Genomic DNA, 23,497 nt, shown 5'->3' with positions numbered 1-23,497 from the left:
CCTGTAGGTAAAGGTCTTTATTTTATTTGTAATGACCTTTACCGACATCGGTAAAGGTTTTTTTAATGCCGTTAATGCAGGTTAGTGTAGTCAAATTGGCCAAATTATAAATGAGGTGACGGCATGACATATTTATTGTTATTAGTAGGATTTGTGCTTTTAATTAAAGGGGCAGATTATTTTGTTGATGGTGCTTCGAAAATAGCAACTATCTTAAGAATTTCACCAATGTTAATTGGGTTGACCATTGTTGCCTTTGGTACAAGTGCACCCGAAGCTTCAGTCAGTTTTATTGCTGCCTTGGAAGGAAACAGTAACGTAGCTATTGGAAATGTCGTTGGGAGTAATATCTTTAATGTGACCTTCATTTTAGGAGTGACGGCAATTGTTTTTCCTTTAGCAGTTAAAAATATGACAATTAGAAAAGATATACCGTTTGCTTTGTTAGCTGCTGTTGCTTTACTAATTCTGATTAGTGATGTTCAACTTCAATATTCTGAAATGAATTTGATTACAAGAACGGAAGGGTTCATTCTACTTTTATTCTTTGCTGTTTTTCTTTACTACGTATTTGAGATGGCAAGGAATGATCGCAGTCAAATACAAGTGACTCCTAATGATGATATTAAGAATACTTCGTGGGTGAAAAACCTTGTTTTAACAATTGGAGGCCTTGCTGCTATTATATTTGGGGGAAGTCTTGTAGTTGAAAATAGTACAAAAATTGCAATGTCACTCGGGATGAGCGAAACGCTTGTCGGTTTGACGATTGTTGCAATAGGTACTTCGCTTCCTGAACTTGTTACTTCCATTATGGCAGCCCTTAAGAAGCAAAGTGAGATTGCTTTAGGAAATATTGTAGGTAGTAATATATTCAACGTCTTTTTCATCTTGGGAACTTCAGCCGTCATCCATCCGTTAGCGGTTGATTCGAAAATCTTTCTAGATATGTGGATAATGGTCTTTGTTACTCTACTATTACTAGTTATCTCTAGAACAAATTACAAGATTTCTAAGAAGGAAGGGATCATGTTAGCAAGCATCTATATTGTGTATCTTGCTTATATTATTATCAGAAATTAACTGTTAAATTTGATGCTTGACTCTCCTGTACTATAGCATTGAGGGTCAAGTGAAAACTTACATTTTATACTCATTAAGGCAATTAAACAAACCATCCCTGAGTTGTTAAATACACATAAAAGATTATGGGAAAAGCTAGGCATGAAAGAAAATGCTAAGTGGGTCAATGATATTTTTGCGATGGTTGTCAACGTGCAAGCACTCATTTATGGGTGCTTTTTTATTTGTATACTATTGAAAGGGGCATGAACTTAGGAAAGATACTGAAGCAGGATTAATACCTTTTCTTATCGAATTAACGGGTCAGACTTCTAGAAGAAAAGGGGATGGGTTAAGTGAGAAATAAACTAATATTTTTGGTCTTGTTCATTATTCTACTATTCCTGTTTTCGAAAGTTTACGGCTTAATTTATTATTATATGGTGCCGTGGAAGGCGAATGGATTTACTTCAATTATTACTGTTTTACTCTACCTGATTGGTGTTGTTCCACTAACAGCATTAGTATCAGAGAAAATACTAAAAAGCTATTTAAACCAAGGTTGAAGATAAAAATAGTAGAACGGTGTTAGTGGTGTTAAGAATTTGATATTCTTGTTTAGTAAATAAGTACCATTATTCAATAAGTTTCCGTTTAGGATATTATTGAAATAATGAAGCTGTATCTAGAATACTAACTTTGTTTATCTTATTACGTTTACTGTGTTATCACTTGTGACTAGTAACTGGTGGCTTCTTATTATTAGTATTCCACCAAGTGTTTATGGGCTAATTTTGGCAATGACTCCTGAGAAAAACGTTGAGGAGTAAGCTTATTGTTAACAAGCAAATGATACTAAGATATAACTAATGTCTCACTGAAATAACGAACAAGGCAATCCCATAGCGAAGTATATTTCAGAATCGGTTGATCTCCGCTGTCTATCATCGTTCGGATTTTCTATTAGTTAAATCACGTTTGTCTTAGTCTCATACACCCATTTGGACCAATTATTGTTGTGATCTTTTGATCAGGAATGTGTAAACTGAGTTCCTTTACAATTAACTGCTCACATATAGCCAACCGATAACTCTTCTGTATATAGGCGAACCATTGTTTACCTCTTTGCCTATGTTTATATTCATTCGGAAGATATAGGTGATAATGTTATCATTTATATAAGTGAATCGTAGTCTTGTTTTGAATAAAAGCCAATAATAACTTCGTTTCCTATTGTAATGATGACGAATTCAATGTATATTTGATTGAGAATGATAATCAGTAACGGTTGATTACTAAGGAGTGAGCGAAATGGGCGATCAGGATCTATTTGATGTCACGATTATTGGCGGTGGACCAGCGGGGCTTTACTCAGCATTTTATAGCGGACTAAGAGAAATGAAGACGAAGATTATCGAATTTCAACCACAATTAGGTGGAAAAATACATGTGTATCCAGAGAAGATGATTTGGGATGTAGGCGGATTGACTCCTACTTCAGGTGAGCAGCTGATCAAACAGCTTGTTAAACAAGGCTTAACATTTAATCCAGAGGTTGTTCTTGATGAAAAAGTAGAGTCGATAACACGAAATGAGGAAGGGATTTTTGTATTGCAAGCTGCATCGGGTCAAACACATTACTCGAAAACAGTGATTATTGCAGTAGGAAGTGGCATTCTTAACCCTCAGAAGCTAGAAATCGAAGGAGCTGAGAGGTTCGAGATTTCAAACTTGAATTATACAGTCAAATCATTAAAGCGTTTTAAAGATAAGACGGTTGTTATTTCCGGTGGAGGTAATTCAGCAATCGATTGGGCTAATGAACTTGAGCCAATCGCTAAACAGGTGTATTTGACTTACCGCAAAGGGTCATTAAATGGTCATGAGGCACAGGTTACACAATTAAAGAATAGTTCGGTGACATGCTTCTTCCACACGTCGATTACGAAATTGATTGCTGGTGATAACCATGAGTTAATCGAACGTGTTGAGCTAACGAACCATGAAACTGGTGAAGTAACATATGTAGCAATAGATGAAGTGATTATTAATCATGGTTATGAAAGAGATGCGGCATTACTGGAGAATAGCGATCTAGTTGTTGACATGATTGATGATTATTATGTGGCTGGAAATGTTAATAGTGAATCATCCATTGAGGGCCTTTACGCAGCAGGAGATATCTTGAAGCATGATGGGAAACTTAACCTAATTGCTGGAGCCTTTCAGGATGCGGCCAATGCCGTGAACAAAGCAAAGCAGTTTATTGAGCCGAATGCCCATGGGTACGCAATGGTGTCGTCACATAATGAATTATTTAAAGAGAAAAATAAAGAATTAGTTAAACAATTGATTAGATAGGAAAAGAATCTCAAGTGATCATCACTTGAGATTTTTTTTTCGGAAGAGATTTATTGAAGTGCAGGTAATTTAATTTTGACGGAAAACTCTTCTTTTTTGTAGGTGAAATCTAAATACCCATTATTCTTCTCCACAATATTGTTAATCATTTTAGTTCCAATTCCATGGTGCTCACCTGTTTTTGTCGTTCTTCCATATGTATGAAACAGTTTGTCTAGAATATTGGTTGGAATTGCAAGACTATGGTTTTTGGCGAGTAAGATATATAATCCACTTCGCTTATAAAATTGTAATGTAATTAGTCCTTGTTCTTTGTATTTGTCCTGCCATTCGATTGTTGCATCAATACTGTTTGAGAGTAGATTTCCAAGCAATGTGACAAGATCGTGATCAGAGATGGGTAGAGTAGATAGCGGGACGTCTAAGTCGTATACGATGCTAACACCAGATGAGCTTGCCCGGCGATACATTTGATGTAGGACGCCTGCAACGGATCCGCGTTCTCCTTTGATCGCTAGATTCGTTCGTTCATACCCGTCAACTAGGTCATCTAAATAAGCTTTTGCTTTCGGTGTTTCATCATTTTCGAGCATAAAGTGAATGGCGGAAACATGTTTAAGAAAATCGTGACGTTCCCCTCTTACGACAAGAAAGGTTTCATTTATTTGTTCATGTTGTTGAGCAAGTTGATGTAATTCTCTTTTCATCCCGGTCAGTTTTTTCGAATAAAAAAATGACGTTAGTCCAATAGCGGCTAGTAGTAATATAGTGAATATAACCAAATAAATAACTAACTCCAATCGATTTCCTCCTTTTAAAAATAGTGATTTTGAAGGAAGGTTACCTTATCCTTTGTAATCATTGCTTGTTCCTCGATCCCATCAAATGTCACAATATATGAATTCTTAGCATAGAGCGAAAAGTTCATGACAAAATGAATATTAATGATAAAGGACCTGTGTGAACGGATAAAGTCTCTTTCTCTTAATTCCCCTTCTAGCTGATTGAGAGTTTGATAGGTTTTAATTGGTCCAGACCTTGTATAGATTGTTGTCGCACGGCCTGAGCGCTCGATAAAAATTATATCCTTCTTTTGAATAATATGAATGTCATTTTTTTGTTTTAGGTAAAGACGTCCGACAATGTCAGCTGACTGTGATTTCTCTTTCAGCCGTTCAATCGATTTAATTAACCGTTCGCGTGTATATGGTTTCATAATATAATCATGTACATTCAGTTCGAATGCATGGACGGCGTACCCACTAGTTGCTGTTACAAAAATGACTGCGATATTAAGGGCATGGGAATGGATAATATCTGCAAGCTCATAACCTGACAGATTAGGCATTTCAATATCGGCGATTAATAAATCAATATCCACTCGCTTAATATGCTCGTAAGCCTCTTCCGCTGACAATGTGGAAAAGACGATATCAATATCTGGAAGTTGGGAAACGATGCCTATTAATTTATCTAAATCTAACTGCCGATCGTCCACAAGTCCTATCCTCATGCTTATTCCGCCTCACTATTGATCTCTCTTCTGAAAATAATCATTCCAATTAAATGACTTTATCTGTATTTTACCATCATAATCCAAAAAATGAACCAATTCACGACAACAAATGGATCATTCGCGACATAACTAATGATTCTCCAAGATGACGAATGTATGATGATGGTAACGAAAACGAAGAGGTGAAGAAAATTGATTATGATAAATGAAGTCACGAAAACATTTCAAGATAAAAAACAATTTGTCACAGCACTTAAGCACGTAACGTTCTCTGTTAAAAAGGGAGAAACAGTTGGCTTGCTCGGTGAAAATGGAGCAGGGAAAACAACATTGCTTCGAACAATCGCAACTCTTCTTGCACCATCTGAAGGAACGGTGACGGTAGCTGGCTTTAACACAATAGCAGATCCTAATGAAATTAAGAAGCGAATTGGCGTTTTATTTGGTGGAGAGACAGGTCTATACGATCGTTTAACAGCTCGCGAGAATTTAGAATACTTCGCGATGCTATACGGATTAAGTAAGCATGAAACGAAGGTCCGTATTAATGATTTAGCAAAAATGTTTGGAATGAAGGATTATTTAGACCGGAAAGTAGGAAAGTTCTCAAAAGGGATGAGACAGAAAGTAGCAATTGCAAGAACACTTATCCATGATCCAGAGATTATCTTGTTTGATGAACCAACAACAGGACTTGATATTACATCATCAAATGTGTTCAGGCAGCTCGTCCATCAGCTGAAAAGTGAAGGTAAAACGATTGTTTTTTCAAGCCATATTATGGAGGAAGTTGCTTTGCTGTGTGACAATGTTGCGATGATGCATAAAGGAGAGCTCGTCCACCATGGTAATCTAGAAAAATTATATCAATCTGAATCAACGCGTGATTTAAATTATATTTTTATGAGTAAACTCGTCAGAAGGGATGAGAACTATGCTTCGTAATATCTATTTCAAGGAAATGAAGGACAGCTTTCGTGATCGCCGTACATTATTATTAACAGTTTTTTTACCAATCATCATGATGACAGGGCTCACTTTGTTTTATGAGAACATGCTCTCAGATGGTGACGGGGAAAGGTATACTCTTGCTGTTCAAGAATCGTTTGGTACCGAGGAAGAAAAAATCTTTTCAAGTGATGAGACAATTGAGTATATCAAGTCTCAGGATCCTCAAGCAACGGTCGAAAACGGTGAGGCACAAGCGGCTCTCATTACAGATGAAGATTTCATTACGCAAATAGAGAATGGAGAGAAGACGTCTGTCGTCATAATCGGAGACTCTTTTAGCCAAAATTCCTCTTATCTCATGTCAGTTGTCACAAATGCATTAGCAGTCTATGAGCAATCAATTATTACAGAACGCTTGCAAGCTGAGGGAGCGAATCTTGAATTGATTCAGCCATTTTCAATTAGTCAAAAAGAAGTTTCTGAGGAAGACCCAAGTATCAACTTAATCGCAATGTTAATCCCGTTAGTATTAGCAATTGCAATTGGAGTTGGAGCGGCCCCATCTGCTTCCGATCTATTTGCTGGTGAAAAGGAAAAGAAGACGATGGAAGCCCTTCTGATGACACCAGTTAATCGTTCGACGTTGCTCGTGGCTAAGTGGTTAACAATTACATCTATTGGTGCGATAACCGGGATTATCACACTCATCGTCGTTGCACTTGAGATTACCTTTTTGACCGAGAACTTAAAGCAGGCTGTCACATTTAACAATCAAGCTGCTCTCATTATTGGATGTGCCGTATTGGCTTCAATTGTCTATGCAGCGTTAATGTCTTCGCTTCTAATGCTAACAAGTATTATTGGAAAAACAGTAAAAGAAGCACAGAGCTATAGTTCACCTATTATGATGCTCTCAATGTTTCCAGTGATGATCTTAACAAGCTATGGTGTCAATGAACTTACTTTCACCCATTTTGCCATTCCGGTGATGAATCTATTTAGCATTTTGAAAGAATTGAGCTTTGGAATCATTGATTATCAACATCTAATGGTGATGCTAGGTAGTAACCTGCTTGCCATTATCATAATCTTTATTGCTGGGCGAATTCTATTTATGAAAGACAAATGGGTAATGAATTAAGTAGTGGCTGTGTAAAAGGTTGATTCCTTTTGCACAGCCTTTTTCAGATATATGATACGATAAAGGAACTAATCTTACTAAGGAGAGGTCTCTAAATGTTTCATCCAACTCACTTTGAGAATTTAAAAGTCGCGTTTGAAAATACTCTATATGATTTAGATAATTTGGACGAGGAAATAACGGTCATTAATCGTTTAGATCAATTGGATATGGCAGCAATGTCGAGGGAATTCTCGCTCCAGTTCGTTCATAACAAAAAGAGTGAAGTTATTGCGGAATTATGGTTAGGGGCTTCACTTAAAGATCTCGCCGGAGAGTTGCTAGAATTGGAGGACGAAAAGCCTGGATGCACCTTATTGGTACGTTTCTATATTGAGATTCCAGAAGTGTCAATTTGTGAGGATATTGCAGAAACCTTAAACGACATTTGGAATCCTGAAATACCAATCACTCAAACATTATCTTTTCATTATCAGCAAGAAGAAAAAATAAACTTCACGAATAAAATAGAGATTGGATTTGATCATAAGCTAACTGAAGATCATATGGAAGATCTTCCGGAGCTTGTTGAGGTGATGATCCGATCAATTAATGCGTTAGAAGCTGAAAAGGGTTATTGATAGGGGTATAACTATACGGTCTAAATCTACTTCTCCTTAGTGGATTTAGGCCGTTTTTCTACTTTATTGGTAGGTTAATTGTAAATGTCGTCCCGACGCCGACCGTACTTTCAACGGTAATTTCACCATCATGTTCTTGCACAGTTGTGAAAACTTGAGTCAAGCCCATTCCTGTTCCATCCGATTTAGTTGAATAAAAAGGAGTTCCAATCATCTTCAAGTTCTCTTGAGAAATCCCTTTTCCTGTGTCGGCTATCTTCAGGCAAATATTGTCTTTTGTATAGAAAAGATCGATCACAATTTTACCAGTACCTTCAATTGCTTCAATTGCATTTTTAATTAAATTAAAAAAAGCTTTGAGTAAAATATTTCTTTTTCCTTGAATAATAATATCGCGATCTTCAAAGTGCTTTTCTAGTTCAATCTCATATAACTGTTCTTGAAACAAAAAAATAACCGCGTCTAGTTCTTCCTTCATATTAAATGAAGATAAAGGTTCATCAGCTAGATCTGGTTTCGAAACTTGCAAGAGATTATTTAATGTATTTATAGCTTTCTGTAGTTCAGTCTCAATAATTTGGTAATAGGGGTGTTGATGCTCTTCCTGTAGTAATTGAACAAAGCCCTTAACTGAAGTTAACGGATTCCTAACTTCATGGGCAATTCCAGCTGAGATTTGACCGATCGATGATAGCTTCTCTGAATGAGTTAAGAGTCGTTCGGCCTTTTTCTGCTTCGTTATATCTCTAAAATAAACAAGGGCTACTGATTGGTTTTTGTATGTATACGGTAGCCCCTTCACTTCAACATCAAGCTGCTCACCTAAAAATGTATTTAATTTCTGCTCTGACGACTCAGCTATCTGTCCTTCGTTAACAATTGCTTTGATCCGTGTTCGACATAATTCATGATAATCCTTATGTAAAAACAAATAAAAATCATTACCTAATAGTTGACTCGATTGACAATTTAATAATGATAAAATTGTTTGATTATGATAATGAATTTTTCCATTTTTCCCGATAATGAGAACCCCGTTAAGGCTATTTTCAACAATTTGTTGAAAGTTGATATCATTTGTAACTGTCTGATCCATGATGTTGCTCCTTAAAGGAATAATATAAATCTATCTTAAGTTTACCTTATTTTATGAAATCAGTCGATGTAAATAGTAGTATTTTACTTGTCAGATCATCTGACATAAAAAAGAGAAAATAAGGAATAGGAAATGATAATATAAATCAAGTTAAGATAGATGAGTTACTGTTACCAGCCAAAGAGTAAAATTAGATTTTCTACAATATCTTTTTTAGGGGTTCACCCTCCTATTATGCAAGTCCCTTAAACGATAAAATGTACGATTTGCCTCCTCCCTTCGTTTGAATTTACCCTCACTAGGCATTTGCTAAGATCTTTTCCGGGAGTTATGTAATATAGATAATCAATGAATAGTCTTGTCTAAGGGGGATGCTTGTGGAAAAGCAACATGATACAGGAGATGAGTTGGATAGTTTAACTGAGGATCGTTTAAACGGTAATGATCGAGACCTTGTTCTAAGGAAATACTTTAAATCAAAGCGTGGACTACAGGTAGAAATTCTATTATATACTGGCTCAATTCGAAAGCATCAGGGAGAAGTGGATAGTGTTGGACGAGATTTTGTTTGTTTAGTAAATGGGAGTAAACGTAAGTGGATTCCATATTCAACTATTTCTGGAGTGAAGCCGAAGAAAATTTCTGGTGGTATTGATGCTAAAAAAAGACTAAGGGAAAGTCGGATCAATCGCTTAAAAAGCCTTACTCAATTTACAAATGTGAATCAGGATAATGAATTATTTAGTCAAACGGTTGCTTTAGAAAGATTAGAATCCAATTTACACTCTTTTAAGAATACTAGAATAATTGTAGAAGGAGATGGTGTAACCTCTCGTGGAAAGATTGCTAGCTGTGAAAATGGTCAGTTACATTTAAAAAGCTTCAAATCAGAGACCACTATTCCACTAAAAGAGATTAGATTAATTAAAAGTAATCCATTGTCAGAACTTCTATTATAGTTCGTAGGTCTTGAAATTCCGAAAATAGAGTAGCTAATGGTTCAGGTCGAGCTATGCCTTGAAAGGGAAAAGTCGTTTCTCTCTCAAGACTTGTAGAAAGATGTAGAGACTACTCTATTTACTTATAGGGCTGTCCTAAAAGGTTAAGAGTATACCTTTTTAGACAGCCTATTTCGTTTTAGTATGAAATGGAAATAGTAGGTCAAGGATAAGTATAGCCAGTGCTAGATGTTTTTTCTGAAAGTAGTACAGCAGTACATATGATATGTGAAGAGGTGATGTCATGAACCTAGAAAGAAATCGTGAGAGACAAGGTCTATACAATCGTGATTATGAACATGAGGCTTGTGGTATAGGGATGGTTGCCAATATTAATGGAAAAAAGTCACATGACATTGTTGAGAATGCCATTACGATTCTATGTAATTTAGAACATCGAGGTGGGCAATCAGCTGATATACATACGGGGGATGGAGCTGGAATCTTAACTCAAATTCCACATGGTTTCTTTGAAAAGCAATGTGACAAGGAGAATATTGAACTTCCTCAAGAAGGAAAGTATGGCATTGGAATGGTCTTCCTTCCTCAAGACCCTGATCGCCGGAAGCAGACCCAGCAAGAGATCAAAGCTGTTGTTGAAGAGGAGGGTCAGGTTTTTTTAGGGTGGAGAACTGTCCCGACTAATGATTCCTTTGTTGGAGATATGGCAAAGAAAACGAAGCCGTTTATTCGACAAATGTTTATAGAGTCTGCCCCGGCAATTAAAGACCAGGATGCATTTGAACGAAAGCTATTTGTCATTCGTAAGCGACTTGAGAAGGAGCTACTAGCAGCAGATCAAGACCATAGAGAAGGCTTTTATATTTGCAGTTTGTCGACTAGAACAATCGTCTATAAAGGGATGCTTATTCCCGAACAACTCGATTCGTTCTATATCGATTTAAATCACCGTGATTTTAAGTCAGCTCTTGCTCTTGTGCATTCACGGTTCAGTACAAATACGTTTCCGACCTGGGAGCGGGCACATCCAAACCGTTTAACGATTCATAATGGTGAATTTAACACGATTAGAGGGAACGTTAAGTGGATGCAGGCGAGGGAAGCTGAAAGTCATTCGGAGTTGTATCAGGAACAGGATTACCGAAAGATCCTTCCTGTTATTGATACAAAGGGCAGTGACTCCTCAATGTTTGATAATGCCTTTGAGTTTCTTCATCGTTCAGGACGCTCACTCACCCACACTGCAATGATGATGATTCCGGAGCCATGGATTCACGATTCTCGAATGGATCCTAAGGAACGTGCCTTTTATGAGTATCATAGCTGCTTAATGGAGCCGTGGGATGGACCAGCTGCTGTTGTATTTACCGACGGCAAACAGGTCGGTGCCTGTCTTGATCGAAATGGCTTACGACCTGCACGTTATTATGTGACGAAGGATGGGATGATTGTACTAGGTTCAGAGGTTGGGGCCTTAGATATTTTCGCTGAGGATATTGAATATAAGGACCGACTTCACCCAGGTAAAATGCTTCTAGTTGATTTAGAGAAAGGTAAAATGATTCCTGATGAAGAGATCAAGCAAGGACATGCTCAGGCTGAGCCTTACCAGAAATGGCTAAAGAAACATTTAGTTTCATTAGATGAACTTCCAGATCAAAAGAGTATAGAATCTCCATTTGAAGAGGAGGAGCTTACGAGACAACAGCTTGCATTTGGCTATACGAATGAGGAATTAAACAAAATGATCAAGCCAATGGTTACCGATGGTAAGGATCCTGATGGGTCTATGGGCTATGATTCACCATTAGCTGTTTTATCGAAAAGACCCTCGCTTTTATATAATTATTTCAAACAGAAATTTGCCCAAGTGACGAACCCGCCGATTGATGCGATTCGTGAGCAGATTATTACGTCTGTGGTGACGACAATTGGACCGCAAAGAAATTTGGTTCAACCAGAACCTGACAGCTGCGATCAGATTCAACTGAATATTCCTGTATTGACAAATGAGGAACTAGCTAAACTTAAAAAATGTAAATTTAAGCTTGAAACGTTATCGATTGTCTTCCCGAGTGAAGCGAAACCGAATTTTAAAAAATTGATAGAACGACTGTTTGAAGAAGCAGATCAAGCGATCAGCCAGGGTGCTTCGTTACTTCTTTTATCTGATCGGGGTGTAGATGCTGACCATGCTTCACTGCCAGCCCTTTTAGCGGTTTCAGGTCTCCACCAGCATCTAATTCGCAGTGGGACACGTTCGAAAGTAAGTCTATTGATTGAATCAGCTGAACCGAGAGAAGTGCATCATTTTGCGGCGTTGCTTGGATTTGGAGCAGAAGCAATCAACCCTTATTTAACCTATGATTCGATTCGTACACTTATTAAAAATGATGATTTACGAGAGATCTCGTTTGAGCAGGCGCGTAGTAAATACTTAAAGGCAGTGACAAATGGAATTGTAAGAGTTCTATCAAAAATGGGCATATCAACAATTCAGAGTTATAGAGGTGCACAAATTTTTGAGGCTGTTGGCATTGATCAACAGGTGATTAATCAGTACTTTAGTGATACGACCTCGACAATAGGTGGAATTGGCTTAGAAGTAATCGCAGAAGAAGTGATGCTAAAGCATCAAAGAGCATTTCTAGTAACAGCAGGTTTTGAGCCGACTTTAGAGGCTGGAGATGAATTTCAGTGGCGTCAGGATGGGGAGGACCATCAATACAATCCACAAACAATTCACATGCTACAACAAGCATGTCGAACAAATAATTATCGTCTCTTCAAGCAATATTCAGCACTACTAACAGATACGGATCGTAATCTTCAGTCGATTCGTGGACTTCTTGCTTTTAAAGAACGCCAATCAATTCCGATAGAGGAAGTTGAATCAGTTGAGGATATTGTCAAGCGTTTTAAGACAGGGGCAATGTCATATGGTTCGATTAGTGAGGAAGCTCACGAAGCACTTGCGATTGCGATGAATCGAATTGGTGGAAGAAGTAATTCAGGTGAGGGTGGGGAATCCCCTGATCGCTTTACCGTTGATCCGAATGGTGACCTGCGAAGGAGTGCAATCAAACAAGTTGCTTCAGGGCGCTTTGGAGTCAATAGTAACTACTTAACAAATGCAGACGAAATACAAATTAAGGTTGCTCAAGGTGCGAAGCCAGGAGAAGGCGGACATTTACCTGGTAAGAAGGTATACCCGTGGATTGCTGAGGTAAGGGGATCAACCCCTGGTGTTGGCTTGATTTCACCACCGCCCCATCATGATATCTATTCAATTGAGGACTTAGCTGAGCTCATTCACAACTTAAAAAATGCTAATCCAAGTGCCCGAATTAGTGTCAAGCTTGTTTCAGGTGGTGGTGTTGGAACCATTGCAGCAGGTGTAGCGAAGGGACGAGCAGATCTTGTCTTAATAAGTGGATATGACGGTGGAACTGGGGCTGCACCGAGAACGAGCTTGAAGCATTCCGGGTTGCCATGGGAGATAGGCTTAGCGGAAACACATCAAACATTGTTATTAAACCGCTTGCGTGATCGGATTATCGTTGAAACTGACGGGAAAATGATGACTGGTAGAGATGTAGTGATCGCGACATTACTTGGAGCGGAAGAATATGGATTCTCGACTGCACCCCTCGTTGTATTGGGCTGTATCTTAGTAAGAGTCTGCCATTTGAATACTTGTCCAGTTGGTGTTGCAACGCAAGATCCAGAATTAAGAAAGAAATTCATTGGTGAACCTGAGCATGTTGTCAATTTCATGAGATTTATTGCAGAAGAGGTTCGTGAATTGATGGCCAAGCTCGGTTTTCGCACAATTAACGAGATGGTTGGTAGAACCGATGTCCTTGAACAGAACCGAGCATTATCACACTGGAAAGCGAGTGGAATTGATTTATCGCCACTACTCTATCAGCCAGATATTGAAGGTGTCTCTCGTTATGCGACAGTTGAACAGGTACATGCCTTAGATAAGACCCTTGATAAGCAGGAGCTCATCCCTTTATGCAAGGAGGCACTTGAATCAAAGGAACCTGTTGAGGCGACGTTATCAATTCGTAATATTAACCGGGTAACAGGAACGATGTTAGGAAGTGAAATTACGAAGAAATACGGGGCGAAGGGATTACCTGAAGATACAATACAGCTAACGTTTAAGGGCTCTGCTGGGCAAAGCTTTGGTGCTTTCATTCCTCCTGGTTTGACGATGAAATTAATTGGTGATGCAAATGACTTCACAGGGAAAGGCCTATCAGGAGGAAAGCTCATTTTTCACCCTTCGAAGAAAGGAACATTTATTGCAGAGGAAAGCATTATTGTCGGGAATGTTGCCTTTTATGGGGCGACTTCTGGGGAAGCTTATGTAAACGGGATTGCTGGTGAACGGTTTTGCGTCCGTAATAGTGGGGCAAACGTTGTTGTCGAAGGTGTTGGTGACCACGGCTGTGAATACATGACCGGTGGTAAGGTTGTTGTTCTCGGTTCAACAGGGAAGAATTTCGCCGCTGGAATGTCAGGTGGGGTAGCATACGTGCTCGATGAAGCAAAGGATTTTGAACAAAAATGCAATATGGAGCTTGTTTTACTTGATCAGCAGATTGATGCAGATGAACTTGAACAAGTGCGTCAAATGATTGAGAAGCATGTTGCGTACACAAATAGTGGAAAAGGACAGAGGATTCTTGATCATTGGAAGAGTAAGGGTCGGATGATAATTAAGGTAATTCCAAAGGATTATTTGGAGATGCAGCAGAGAATTTCTCGGTTTGAACAATCAGGCTTAGACAAACACAAAGCGGCACTCGCTGCCTTTGAAGAAAGTAAAATAGTCGTCAATTCACATAAGGATAGGGGGTAAACGATGGGTAAACCAACGGGCTTTATCGACTATCAGCGTCAAACAAGACCAGAACGTGACCCAGTTGAAAGAACAAAAGACTGGAATGATTACACATTAAGATTAGAGGACGAAGAATTACAGCAGCAGGGAGCTCGCTGTATGGATTGCGGGGTTCCAACCTGTCATACAGGAACAATGATCAACGGAATGACATCAGGCTGTCCGGTTCATCACCTTATTCCTGAGTGGAATGACCTCGTCTATCAAGGGCAATGGAAGGCTGCTCTAGAACGTGAACATAAGATGAATAATTTCCCTGAATTCACTGGGATGGCTTGTCCCGCCCCTTGTGAAGGAGCTTGTGTTCTAGGGATAAGTGAACCACCTGTCGCCATTCGCTCAATTGAGCTTGAAATTATCGAAAAGGGCTTTAAAGAAGGCTGGGTTAAGGCAGCTCCCCCTTCTAATAGAACAGGTAAGAAGGTAGCGGTTGTTGGTTCAGGTCCGGCTGGCCTTGCTGCTGCGGCTCAGTTAAATAAAGCAGGTCACCATGTCACTGTTTTTGAAAAGAGTGATCGTGTCGGTGGCTTACTGACATATGGGATACCAGAAATGAAGCTACCATATGCGATTGTTGAACGTCGTGTAAATCTACTAAGAGAAGAAGAAATTGAATTCAAAACAAATACCGAAATCGGCAAAGACTATTCAATGGAAGCATTGCAGGCGGATCATGATGCAGTCGTGCTTTGTGGTGGTGCGGCTAAGCATCGCGATCTTGAAGTGGAAGGGCGAAATTTACAAGGAATCCATTTTGCAATGGACTTTCTCCATTCAAATACGAAAAGCCTGCTTGATTCAAATCATCAAGACGGTAAGTATTTATCTGCAGAGGGAAAGGACGTCATTGTTATTGGTGGTGGCGACACAGGAACGGATTGCTTGGCAACGTCAATAAGACATGGCTGTAAGAGTCTGACTCAGTTCGATATTTATCCTAAAAAGGGAGATGAGCGTGAGCCAGATAATCCGTGGCCACAGTGGCCTGTTATCCATCGAGTAGAATATGGCCACAAGGAAGCAGCGGCTGTACTTGGTGAGGACCCGCGTGCTTATACTGTAATGACAAAGAGATTTATCGGTGATGATAATGGTCATATCAAAGCGGTAGAAACAATTAATGTAGAGACAAAGATTGATGAGAATGGCAAGAAAGTTAGAAATGAGATTCCAGGCACAGAAAAAGAGTGGCCAGCACAGCTTGTTTTACTCGCGATTGGTTTTAGTGGACCGGAAACGAATTTCTTAGAAAAAACAAATATTGAAACTGATGAGCGATCTAATGTGAAAGCGGAATATGGCAAATATAAAACGAGCGTTGAAGGAGTATTCGCTGCTGGTGATATGAGGCGTGGACAAAGTTTAATCGTCTGGGCGATTAATGAAGGAAGAGAAGCAGCCAGAGAATGTGATCGTTATTTGATGGGGCATACGAGTTTGCCTTAAGTGAATTTATGAGCGAACATACGGTAACATTGAGCTCATACCTCCTTTTTACTATAAAATAACTGGAAGAGGCTGGGATGAAAGTGATTTAACTAATAGAAAATCCGAACAATGATCATTGGCGGATGTGAACCGCTCCTGAAATATACTTCGCTTTCCGCGGGAAGCCGGTGAGCCTCCTCGGCTTCGCCTGTGGGGTCTCACCCTTGGCTTTAGATGAGGCCACTGAAAAAGGTGTGATTTTCACCTTTTTTAGTGGCCTTAAAGCAATGAGCGAAACCGTTGCATTGTCTTAAGCGTTGCTATGAGTGGGTTTATCATAGCAGGCGTGCAACGAGTGGAGCCATTGCTGCTTCCTCGAACCTGCTCAAAGGGACTTTTTCAGTGGCTTCGCTTTAGATCCCGCAGGAGTCTACGTATATTTCATCCGCTACGTGATTGCTTTATTCGTATTTCAGTTAGACATTTTGGTATAAAATCTAAAAGGACGTATATTCCCAATCGACCTCTTTCAAAGCGGACGGGATGGGAGGCCGACTCCTGCAGGATAGAAAGGGCAAGGTGGAAATCCACCGGCACAGCCGGTTAGTTCCACGCCCTCCGGCGGTGCTGCCCCCCATCCCGGTAGCGGAGTCCAAGCATCTCATCAATGGACTCACAAGGTATAAGCGTCCAATTGAACTGGTACAATATCTTATTTTATAACGGAAAAATCATGTGAGTAGGGTGTCTTTCCAAGTGTTGGATACCCTTTTTCTCTAGGTGAATGTTAATTGTTTCCTATTCAATAAAATGTGTACAAGCTATTCATTATTAGGTATAATGACCTCGACATAACAAATATTTAGAAAAACAGGTGCTAGTTTTTAAGTACTAGCTTAATAGGGAAGTTGGTTTGATGCCAACGCGGTCCCGCCACTGTAAATGAGAGCAACCTACAAAGGTCACTGTCCGTTGGATGGGAAGGCGTAGGAAGCAGAGACTCATGAGCCAGGAAACCTGCCTGTTTTTGTACACCAAGTTCTACGCGGATAGGAGAGGTGTTAAGTAAAACGTTGGATATTTGTCTACGTGCATGCTTAACAATTTTGTCTCCTGTTTTAGGGGTTTTTTTTATGCATTCATTTAATAAAAAGTGGGGGAGACAAAGACAAATGAAAAGAAATATCAATGCATTACTGAGTATATTGTTAGTGTTTACACTGTTCTTTGGTGGCGTCCAAACATCTGCTTTTGCTGCAGACGTGTCAGAGCAAGCAGTAGTAGATACAACTGAAGTTATCATTACCTTAAGTGAGCTTACATTAGAAGAGGGAGCGACAGCATTTGATGCGTTAGTAGCTTCAGTTGGGACGGAAAATGTTCAATATGAGGAAACAGACTGGGGTAAATACATTAAGACAATTAATGGAAAGACCGCTGAAGATCCTTATTTTTGGGCTTTTTATGTGAATGATACTTCAGCAGAAGTAGGAGCAGATAGCTATGTGCTCGCACCTGAAGATCAAACAATCGCGTTTAAGTATGAGTCTTGGGAAACGGAAGAAGTAGTCACAGAACCATCTGACGTCGTTTCGATTGAATTAAAGGACCTTGTTCTTGAAGAGGGAGCGACAGCATTCGATGCGTTAGTAGCTTCAGTTGGGACGGAAAATGTTCAATATGAGGAAACAGACTGGGGTAAATACATTAAGACAATTAATGGAAAGACCGCTGAAGATCCTTATTTTTGGGCTTTTTATGTAAATGATACTTCAGCAGAAGTAGGAGCAGATAGCTATGTACTCACACCTGAAGATCAAACCATCACATTTAAGTATGAGTCTTGGGAAACGGAAGAAGTAGTCACAGAACCATCTGACGTTGTTTCGATTGAATTAAAGGACCTTGTTCTTGAAGAGGGAGCGACAGCATTTGATGCGTTAGTAGCTTCAGTTGGGACGGAAAATGTTCAATATGAGGAAACAGACTGGGGTAAATACATTAAGACAATTAATGGAAAGACCGCTGAAGATCCTTATTTTTGGGCTTTTTATGTGAATGATACTTCAGCAGAAGTAGGAGCAGATAGCTATGTACTCACACCTGAAGATCAAACCATCACGTTTAAGTATGAATCATGGGAAACGGAAGTTCCTGCTGATGATCCCGTTAAAGAAACTCCAGACAATGAAGGTTCTACTCAACCATTCGATGCTGAACAGATTAAATCTTCAATCAATTCAGCTGCAGACTATGTATTAGCTGGGACTGTTGGCGAATGGCAAGCTGTTGCCTTAAATAAGGCTGGCAAACAAGTGCCTGAAAGCTACCTAGCTGCTGTGAAAGCAACGTTTAATGAAGTTAACGGTGAATTTAGAAATATCACTGATTATGAACGTTACACTTTAGGTATTTTAGCAGCTGGTGGCAATCCTACTGATTTTGAAGGCTATAATCTAGTTGAAAAGATTTATAATGGAACGATTGAAAAACAAGGACTAAATGGTGTAATTTATGCACTTATTGCTTTAGATAGCTATGGTTTTGAGGTTCCGGCGGATGCAACGTGGACAAGAGAATCGATCATCAATCGTCTTGTTGAAAAGCAAAATTCTGATGGTGGATGGTCTTGGTCTGACGGCGGTGCCGCTGATATTGATACAACGGCAGCTGTTCTAACTGCATTAGCACCTTATAAGAATGATGCGAATGTAGCTTCTAGCGTTGAAGCTGGGTTAGACTACCTACAAAATAATGTAAATAACATCGATAATAGTTCAACAGCTTCACAAGTAGTAATTGCTCTTTCTGCATTAGGAATTGACGCGAATGGTACGAGTTATACAAAGGATGACGGGCAAAGTATTATTGAATACCTACTTACCTTCCAAAATGAAGATGGTGGATTCTATTATATGACAGCTACGGAAAGTGATAGTTTTTCAACAGATCAAGCGTTTAGAGGAGTAGTCGCATATCAACTCTTCCTAAATGGACAAGGATCACTATATAATTTAAAGTCTGTAGGTGTTGAAACAGCACCGAATGAAGATACTCAAGAAGAAGTAGTCGATAATAGCGATCAAAAATCCTCTAATGAACAAGGGGAACGCCTACCAGATACGGCAACAACTGACTACACAATGCTTCTAACAGGATTTGTTCTTTTGATCATGGGTACCTTCCTTATCAGAAGAAAGAAGCAGTTTCAGTAAGACGTTAAGATCTTATATTGACTGAACTTTGATTGATTGAATGAAGCCTACTATGAGATTGGACTCATAGTAGGCTTTCATACGATGTAAGGGTACCTCTAAGATTATCATCTGTTTTTAATCGAAGTTAAAGGAGGATCATTTTGAAAACAAACAAGAAAGCCTTACTTACCTTTTGCTTAAGTATAATATTTATTTTATCCTTATTAGGATGTGGAGCTAATGATAAGATCGTTGAGTCAACTCCGTCTGTTGATAATGTAAGTGGAGTAGAGGAGAATGAAGAAGAGGTTGTATTAGACGAAGAGGACCCGAATACAGATGTTGAAGTTGAGCAGGAAACGAAGGAAGTAGAGGCAGAAGAAACAGAGACAAATGCTTCTGAAGCAGAAGTCGAAAAAGAGAGTTCATCCTCTACTGCAAAGACCGAAGAAACTCCACCTACTAAGACGGTCAAGGAAAAAGAAAAGGCTAGTGATTCAACGAACCAAAAGACGAAACAGGAAAATGATGCGAGTAAGCCGGCACAGTCAAATACAAAAGAAGAAAAAACGAAGGTTAGCCCGAAGCCTAGTCAAACTGAAACACCCAAAAAGGAAGAAGTGGCTAAGGAGACCGTAAGTATTGTCATTAACGGTCCAAAGAGTGTTGGTACAATTAGTGGCAAAACGACTGTTGTTTATCAAGAAGGAGACACTGCTTTATCTATTTTACTGAGACATGCAAAGAATAGTAACATTGTTGTTGATGCAAGTGGCTCAGGGCCTACTGCCTATGTACATGGTATCGCAAATTATTATGAATTTGATTTTGGGAGTACAAGTGGCTGGATTGCTAAGATCAATGGTGCTGGACTTACGAAGGGTGCTGGGGTGTCGACGGTTAAGGCCGGAGACCAAATTGAGTGGTTATATACTGAGTAGTATCGGAGGAAGACAATGATTCATCGTTTTCATGAGTTTCACCCGTTTGTGACATTTTTTTATTATGTTGGTGCGATTTCCTTATTGATGATCATGCTCCATCCTGTCTTCCTGGTTGCTGCGTTTTTGATCATTCTTGGTATTAATTATCAGCAAGATCGGTGTAAAGGGATAAAAAGATGGCGCTATTTTATCCTTTTCAGCGGTCTTTTCATTGTCGTGCTAAATCCGCTCTTTAATGAACGTGGTCTTCATCTGTTGTTTATCATTTTTGAGCATCGCGTGACATTAGAGGCTGTTCTGTACGGGGGAATTACTGCATTATCTCTAATTGGTATTGTTTCATTGTTTGTTTCCTACAATGAAGTGATGACACCAAATAAATTATTATTTTTATTTGCGAGAGTGTTACCTCAGTTTGCTGTTCTGCTCATGTTAACGCTGCGTTTTATTCCTTTAATGAAACGGAGATTAGATGACATCTCTGCTGTACAACAAAGCAAAGCGATTACTGTGACAACAGGATCCTTGAGGGACAAGGCTAAGAATGGACTCCTATTTGTTCAAGTTCTGCTTACGTATTCATTAGAAGAGGCTATTCAAACAGCTGATTCGATGAAAGCTCGTGGTTATGGAAGTGGAAAACGCAGTGCCTATGAGCATTATCGCTGGCATAGAGGCGATGTTTGGGCTATTTCGTTCTTATTTTTATTGCTTGTTGGTTCTCTGATTGGTCGCATGTTGCAGTATGGTCATTTAACAATTTATCCTGTAATGGAATCGATCCAACTCACGCAACTAGAACCCCTGATTTTACTAGTATTTGTTCTATACCTATCATTTCCACTTTTAGTCGAGGGAGGGAGCTATCTTAAATGGCGTATATTCAATTAAAAAATATTAAATTTACATATCCTGATATGCTAACTCCTGCACTAAAAGATGTATCGTTAGACATTGAGAGGGGACAATTCGTTGTCTTATTTGGTCCATCTGGTTGTGGAAAAAGCACGCTATTAAAGCTATTAAAAAAGGATATTCAACCACATGGTATTTTTGAAGGTGAGTGTTCATTTAACGGAGTTTCTGTTAAGGATCGCAATGATTCAAATGGTGAAATTGGATTTGTGTTTCAAGATCCTGAAAATCAAGTTGTTGCAGATGAAGTTCTACACGAGCTTGTTTTTGGCTTGGAAAACATTGGACTACCGACAAGTGAAATGCGAAATCGTGTGGCAGAAATGGTGCATTTTATTGGGGCAGAATCATTGCTAACACGTAAAACGCATGAGCTTTCCGGTGGACAAAAGCAGCAATTAAATCTAGCATCGATCCTGTTAATGCAACCGAATGTTTTGTTATTAGATGAACCAACTGCACAGCTTGATCCTGTCAGCGCGAGAGAGTTTTTGGATATGCTTGTGCGACTAAATGAGGAATTTGGAATGACGATCATCATGGCAGAGCATCGTCTAGAAGAGGTTATGACAGTTGCTGATAAGGTGGTCATGATGGAAAAGGGTTCGATCCTGGCTGCTGGTAAGCCTGAAGATGTCATCAGGGAACTTTGGGGAACAAAGCAACAACCATTTATTCCTTCGATTCCTTCCTTCGTTCTGTCTCTTGCAGGGAAACAAACTGGTTTCCTGCCGTTAAGTGTAAAAAAAGGCCGCAAGTGGCTAGAGGGTCAAACGCTTCGTCTACCACAACAAGCTGAACTGAAGGGGCAAAACAAAGACGCAGAGATCGTTGTTGAAATGAAAAATGTCTTCTATCAGTATAATGAAAAGAATACCGTCTTAACCAAAGTGGACTTCACACTTAAAAGAGGCGAAATGTATGCATTACTAGGAGGAAATGGTTCAGGTAAAACGACGTTGTTGAAAATCATGAACGGTATCTTGAAGCCCCAAAAGGGTAAAGTCTTCCTATTTGATAAGCAACTAAAGTCGTGGAAAAATCGAGACATTGTACAAAGAATCGGCTATCTCCCTCAAAATCCTAAATTATTTTTCATTCAAGATACGGTTGCTAAGGAGATTAAGCAAACAATGCAAGAGTGGGCGATCACGAGTAAGCAAGAAGTGACTTTCTTGATCGACTCATTAGGTTTGACCGACTTACTAGACAAGCATCCATATGATTTAAGTGGTGGAGAGCTTCAAAAAGCAGCATTAGCCTGTTTATTGCTTAGAAAGCCAGACATTCTACTTCTTGATGAACCGACAAAAGGACTTGATCCGATATCCAAACAACAGCTTATACAAATCTTATTATCGCTTCAATCTGAAGGGATGACGATGATGATGACGACACATGATGTTGAATTCGCTGCTAAATATGCGACAACATGTGGAATGATGTTTCAAGGGCATATTACTACTGAAAGTCAGCCGCAGCAATTTTTTAAAGGGAATTTCTTTTATACAACGATGATTCAAAGGCTCTTCCGCGGCGTGTCAGATGAAATCGTAACGTTAGGTGATGTCCATCATGAATCTCAGGATCATTAAGACGCTTTTATTATTTGTTCTAATTAGCCTGGTCATTTCGTCAGTGATTTGGATCAACCATTACTTATGGTTGAGTTTTGGAATTGTCATTATAGCGATCCTTATTTTACTTGTGCATTTTGAGCGTCGGGTCATTGAAGCTCGTGAAATTGTTCTACTCGCTATTCTTGCAGCAATTGCCGCAGTTAGTCGTATTCCATTTGCAAGTCTTCCAAGCGTGCAGCCAACGACATTTGTCATCATGATGGCCGGACTCGTATTTGGAGCTGAAAGTGGGTTAATTATTGGAGTTGTTGCAGCACTTGCTTCAAATATGATTCTAGGTCAAGGACCATGGACACCATGGCAAATGGTTGCATGGGGCCTAGTCGGCTTCACCGCAGGAATGCTCCGGAATCGTTCATTCATGCAATATAAATGGGGAAAAGTAATGTTTGCCCTCATATGGGGTTTTCTATTTGGCTGGATCATGAATCTCTGGGGTGTGTTTGCTTTAATTAATGGTGTTGATGGACAGTTTAGCTGGGCAATCTTCCTATCATATTTCCTCGGCAGTGCATTCTTTGACTTCATGCATGCCATCTCAAATGTGTTCTTCTTCCTTGTCTTTGGTAAGTCATGGCTGAAAATATTAACTAGGTTTAAAAAGAAGTATGGGTTACTTGAATAGGTAGATCATTCAGAAGATAAATAGAGAGGTTGGTAATGGTGCAGTTCGCAAAATTTTTTAAAAGATTTTGCGACTTCACTCTTGCTTTGGAGGCTGGGACATAACTAAAGTGTCTAACTGAAATACC

The 23,497-nt window shown here is 39.3% G+C and carries 17 protein-coding genes, 1 pseudogene and 1 riboswitch; of the genes and pseudogenes, 14 read left to right on the top strand and 4 right to left on the bottom strand.

The features are described from left to right. The first annotated feature begins 123 nt into the window (after positions 1-123). Both J7W16_RS15260 and J7W16_RS15255 read left to right on the top strand, forming a co-directional pair. Entirely contained in the window at positions 124-1,083 is a 960-nt protein-coding gene (locus J7W16_RS15260) for a calcium/sodium antiporter (RefSeq protein WP_210598229.1), read from the top strand. 335 nt (positions 1,084-1,418) lie between these two features. Then, on the top strand, positions 1,419-1,628 hold the full coding sequence (locus J7W16_RS15255; RefSeq protein ID WP_210598227.1) for a hypothetical protein: 210 nt from the start codon (positions 1,419-1,421) through the stop codon (positions 1,626-1,628). Positions 1,629-2,055: 427 nt separating this feature from the next. On the opposite strand, the pseudogene J7W16_RS21975 reads toward J7W16_RS15255, so the two are convergent. Then, positions 2,056-2,176 (bottom strand): annotated as a pseudogene (locus J7W16_RS21975) (iron-enterobactin transporter ATP-binding protein); the annotation flags it as partial. Between the two features lie 197 nt (positions 2,177-2,373). On the opposite strand from J7W16_RS21975, the gene J7W16_RS15250 reads away from it, so the two are divergent. Then, positions 2,374-3,423 (top strand): NAD(P)/FAD-dependent oxidoreductase, encoded by a 1,050-nt coding sequence (locus J7W16_RS15250; protein WP_210598225.1) that lies wholly within the window; start codon positions 2,374-2,376, stop codon positions 3,421-3,423. Between the two features lie 50 nt (positions 3,424-3,473). Here the strand turns inward: J7W16_RS15250 and J7W16_RS15245 are convergent, their stop codons facing one another. Both J7W16_RS15245 and J7W16_RS15240 read right to left on the bottom strand, forming a co-directional pair. Then, a complete protein-coding gene (locus J7W16_RS15245; RefSeq protein WP_246880038.1) occupies positions 3,474-4,223 on the bottom strand; it encodes a sensor histidine kinase in 750 nt (249 codons plus the stop codon). A gap of 14 nt (positions 4,224-4,237) precedes the next feature. After that, complete coding sequence (locus tag J7W16_RS15240) at positions 4,238-4,936, bottom strand: LytR/AlgR family response regulator transcription factor (RefSeq protein ID WP_210598223.1); 699 nt, start codon at positions 4,934-4,936, stop codon at positions 4,238-4,240. Positions 4,937-5,131: 195 nt separating this feature from the next. On the opposite strand from J7W16_RS15240, the gene J7W16_RS15235 reads away from it, so the two are divergent. From J7W16_RS15235 to J7W16_RS15225, 3 genes are all read left to right on the top strand, one after another. Further along, positions 5,132-5,884: an ATP-binding cassette domain-containing protein gene (locus J7W16_RS15235; protein WP_210598221.1), complete on the top strand. Its 753-nt coding sequence runs from the start codon at positions 5,132-5,134 to the stop codon at positions 5,882-5,884. Continuing rightward, entirely contained in the window at positions 5,874-7,031 is a 1,158-nt protein-coding gene (locus J7W16_RS15230) for an ABC transporter permease (RefSeq protein ID WP_210598219.1), read from the top strand. Before J7W16_RS15235 ends, J7W16_RS15230 begins: the two co-directional genes overlap by 11 nt. A gap of 95 nt (positions 7,032-7,126) precedes the next feature. Beyond that, positions 7,127-7,651, top strand: a complete 525-nt coding sequence (locus J7W16_RS15225; protein ID WP_210598217.1) for a hypothetical protein — start codon at positions 7,127-7,129, stop codon at positions 7,649-7,651. Between the two features lie 58 nt (positions 7,652-7,709). Here J7W16_RS15225 and J7W16_RS15220 read toward each other — a convergent pair whose 3' ends face one another. Beyond that, complete coding sequence (locus J7W16_RS15220) at positions 7,710-8,747, bottom strand: two-component system sensor histidine kinase NtrB (protein WP_210598215.1); 1,038 nt, start codon at positions 8,745-8,747, stop codon at positions 7,710-7,712. Positions 8,748-9,124: 377 nt separating this feature from the next. Here J7W16_RS15220 and J7W16_RS15215 point away from each other — a divergent pair, with 377 nt between their 5' ends. The 8 genes from J7W16_RS15215 (at position 9,125) to J7W16_RS15180 (ending at position 23,370) form a co-directional block, all read left to right on the top strand. Then, entirely contained in the window at positions 9,125-9,706 is a 582-nt protein-coding gene (locus J7W16_RS15215) for a hypothetical protein (protein ID WP_210598213.1), read from the top strand. A 283-nt stretch (positions 9,707-9,989) separates the two neighbouring features. Beyond that, positions 9,990-14,579, top strand: a complete 4,590-nt coding sequence (gltB, locus tag J7W16_RS15210; RefSeq protein ID WP_210598211.1) for a glutamate synthase large subunit — start codon at positions 9,990-9,992, stop codon at positions 14,577-14,579. Between the two features lie 3 nt (positions 14,580-14,582). After that, positions 14,583-16,067 carry a glutamate synthase subunit beta gene (locus J7W16_RS15205; protein ID WP_210598209.1) on the top strand — a complete coding sequence of 495 codons (1,485 nt, stop codon included), beginning with the start codon at positions 14,583-14,585 and terminating at the stop codon, positions 16,065-16,067. A gap of 837 nt (positions 16,068-16,904) precedes the next feature. After that, positions 16,905-17,088, top strand: a riboswitch (cobalamin riboswitch). A gap of 133 nt (positions 17,089-17,221) precedes the next feature. Continuing rightward, complete coding sequence (locus J7W16_RS15200) at positions 17,222-19,264, top strand: DUF4430 domain-containing protein (RefSeq protein WP_210598207.1); 2,043 nt, start codon at positions 17,222-17,224, stop codon at positions 19,262-19,264. Positions 19,265-19,407: 143 nt separating this feature from the next. Continuing rightward, positions 19,408-20,187: a DUF4430 domain-containing protein gene (locus J7W16_RS15195; RefSeq protein WP_210598205.1), complete on the top strand. Its 780-nt coding sequence runs from the start codon at positions 19,408-19,410 to the stop codon at positions 20,185-20,187. Positions 20,188-20,202: 15 nt separating this feature from the next. Next, positions 20,203-21,081, top strand: coding sequence for an energy-coupling factor transporter transmembrane component T (locus J7W16_RS15190; RefSeq protein ID WP_210598203.1), 879 nt, complete (start codon positions 20,203-20,205; stop codon positions 21,079-21,081). Beyond that, the gene (locus J7W16_RS15185; RefSeq protein ID WP_210598201.1) at positions 21,063-22,700 is read left to right on the top strand and encodes an ABC transporter ATP-binding protein; all 1,638 of its coding nucleotides are present in this window, start codon (positions 21,063-21,065) and stop codon (positions 22,698-22,700) included. The genes J7W16_RS15190 and J7W16_RS15185 overlap by 19 nt, the downstream gene beginning before the upstream one ends. Continuing rightward, positions 22,681-23,370: an ECF transporter S component gene (locus tag J7W16_RS15180; RefSeq protein ID WP_210598200.1), complete on the top strand. Its 690-nt coding sequence runs from the start codon at positions 22,681-22,683 to the stop codon at positions 23,368-23,370. The genes J7W16_RS15185 and J7W16_RS15180 overlap by 20 nt, the downstream gene beginning before the upstream one ends. Positions 23,371-23,497: the final 127 nt, after the last annotated feature.

Origin of the sequence: Halalkalibacter suaedae (genome assembly GCF_017939705.1) — a bacterium.
Lineage (GTDB): Bacteria > Bacillota > Bacilli > Bacillales > Bacillaceae_D > Halalkalibacter > Halalkalibacter suaedae.
This window is presented reverse-complemented; position numbering and strand designations above follow the sequence as displayed.

Excerpts from the sequence above, each read along its gene's own strand:
- J7W16_RS15260 (WP_210598229.1), top strand. The coding sequence starts at position 124 with ATGACATATTTATTGTTATTAGTAGGATTTGTGCTTTTAATTAAAGGG.
- J7W16_RS15250 (WP_210598225.1), top strand. The coding sequence starts at position 2,374 with ATGGGCGATCAGGATCTATTTGATGTCACGATTATTGGCGGTGGACCA.
- J7W16_RS15240 (WP_210598223.1), bottom strand. The coding sequence starts at position 4,936 with ATGAGGATAGGACTTGTGGACGATCGGCAGTTAGATTTAGATAAATTA.
- J7W16_RS15230 (WP_210598219.1), top strand. The coding sequence starts at position 5,874 with ATGCTTCGTAATATCTATTTCAAGGAAATGAAGGACAGCTTTCGTGAT.
- J7W16_RS15225 (WP_210598217.1), top strand. The coding sequence starts at position 7,127 with ATGTTTCATCCAACTCACTTTGAGAATTTAAAAGTCGCGTTTGAAAAT.
- J7W16_RS15220 (WP_210598215.1), bottom strand. The coding sequence starts at position 8,747 with ATGGATCAGACAGTTACAAATGATATCAACTTTCAACAAATTGTTGAA.
- gltB (WP_210598211.1), top strand. The coding sequence starts at position 9,990 with ATGAACCTAGAAAGAAATCGTGAGAGACAAGGTCTATACAATCGTGAT.
- J7W16_RS15205 (WP_210598209.1), top strand. The coding sequence starts at position 14,583 with ATGGGTAAACCAACGGGCTTTATCGACTATCAGCGTCAAACAAGACCA.
- J7W16_RS15200 (WP_210598207.1), top strand. The coding sequence starts at position 17,222 with ATGAAAAGAAATATCAATGCATTACTGAGTATATTGTTAGTGTTTACA.
- J7W16_RS15190 (WP_210598203.1), top strand. The coding sequence starts at position 20,203 with ATGATTCATCGTTTTCATGAGTTTCACCCGTTTGTGACATTTTTTTAT.
- J7W16_RS15185 (WP_210598201.1), top strand. The coding sequence starts at position 21,063 with ATGGCGTATATTCAATTAAAAAATATTAAATTTACATATCCTGATATG.
- J7W16_RS15180 (WP_210598200.1), top strand. The coding sequence starts at position 22,681 with ATGAATCTCAGGATCATTAAGACGCTTTTATTATTTGTTCTAATTAGC.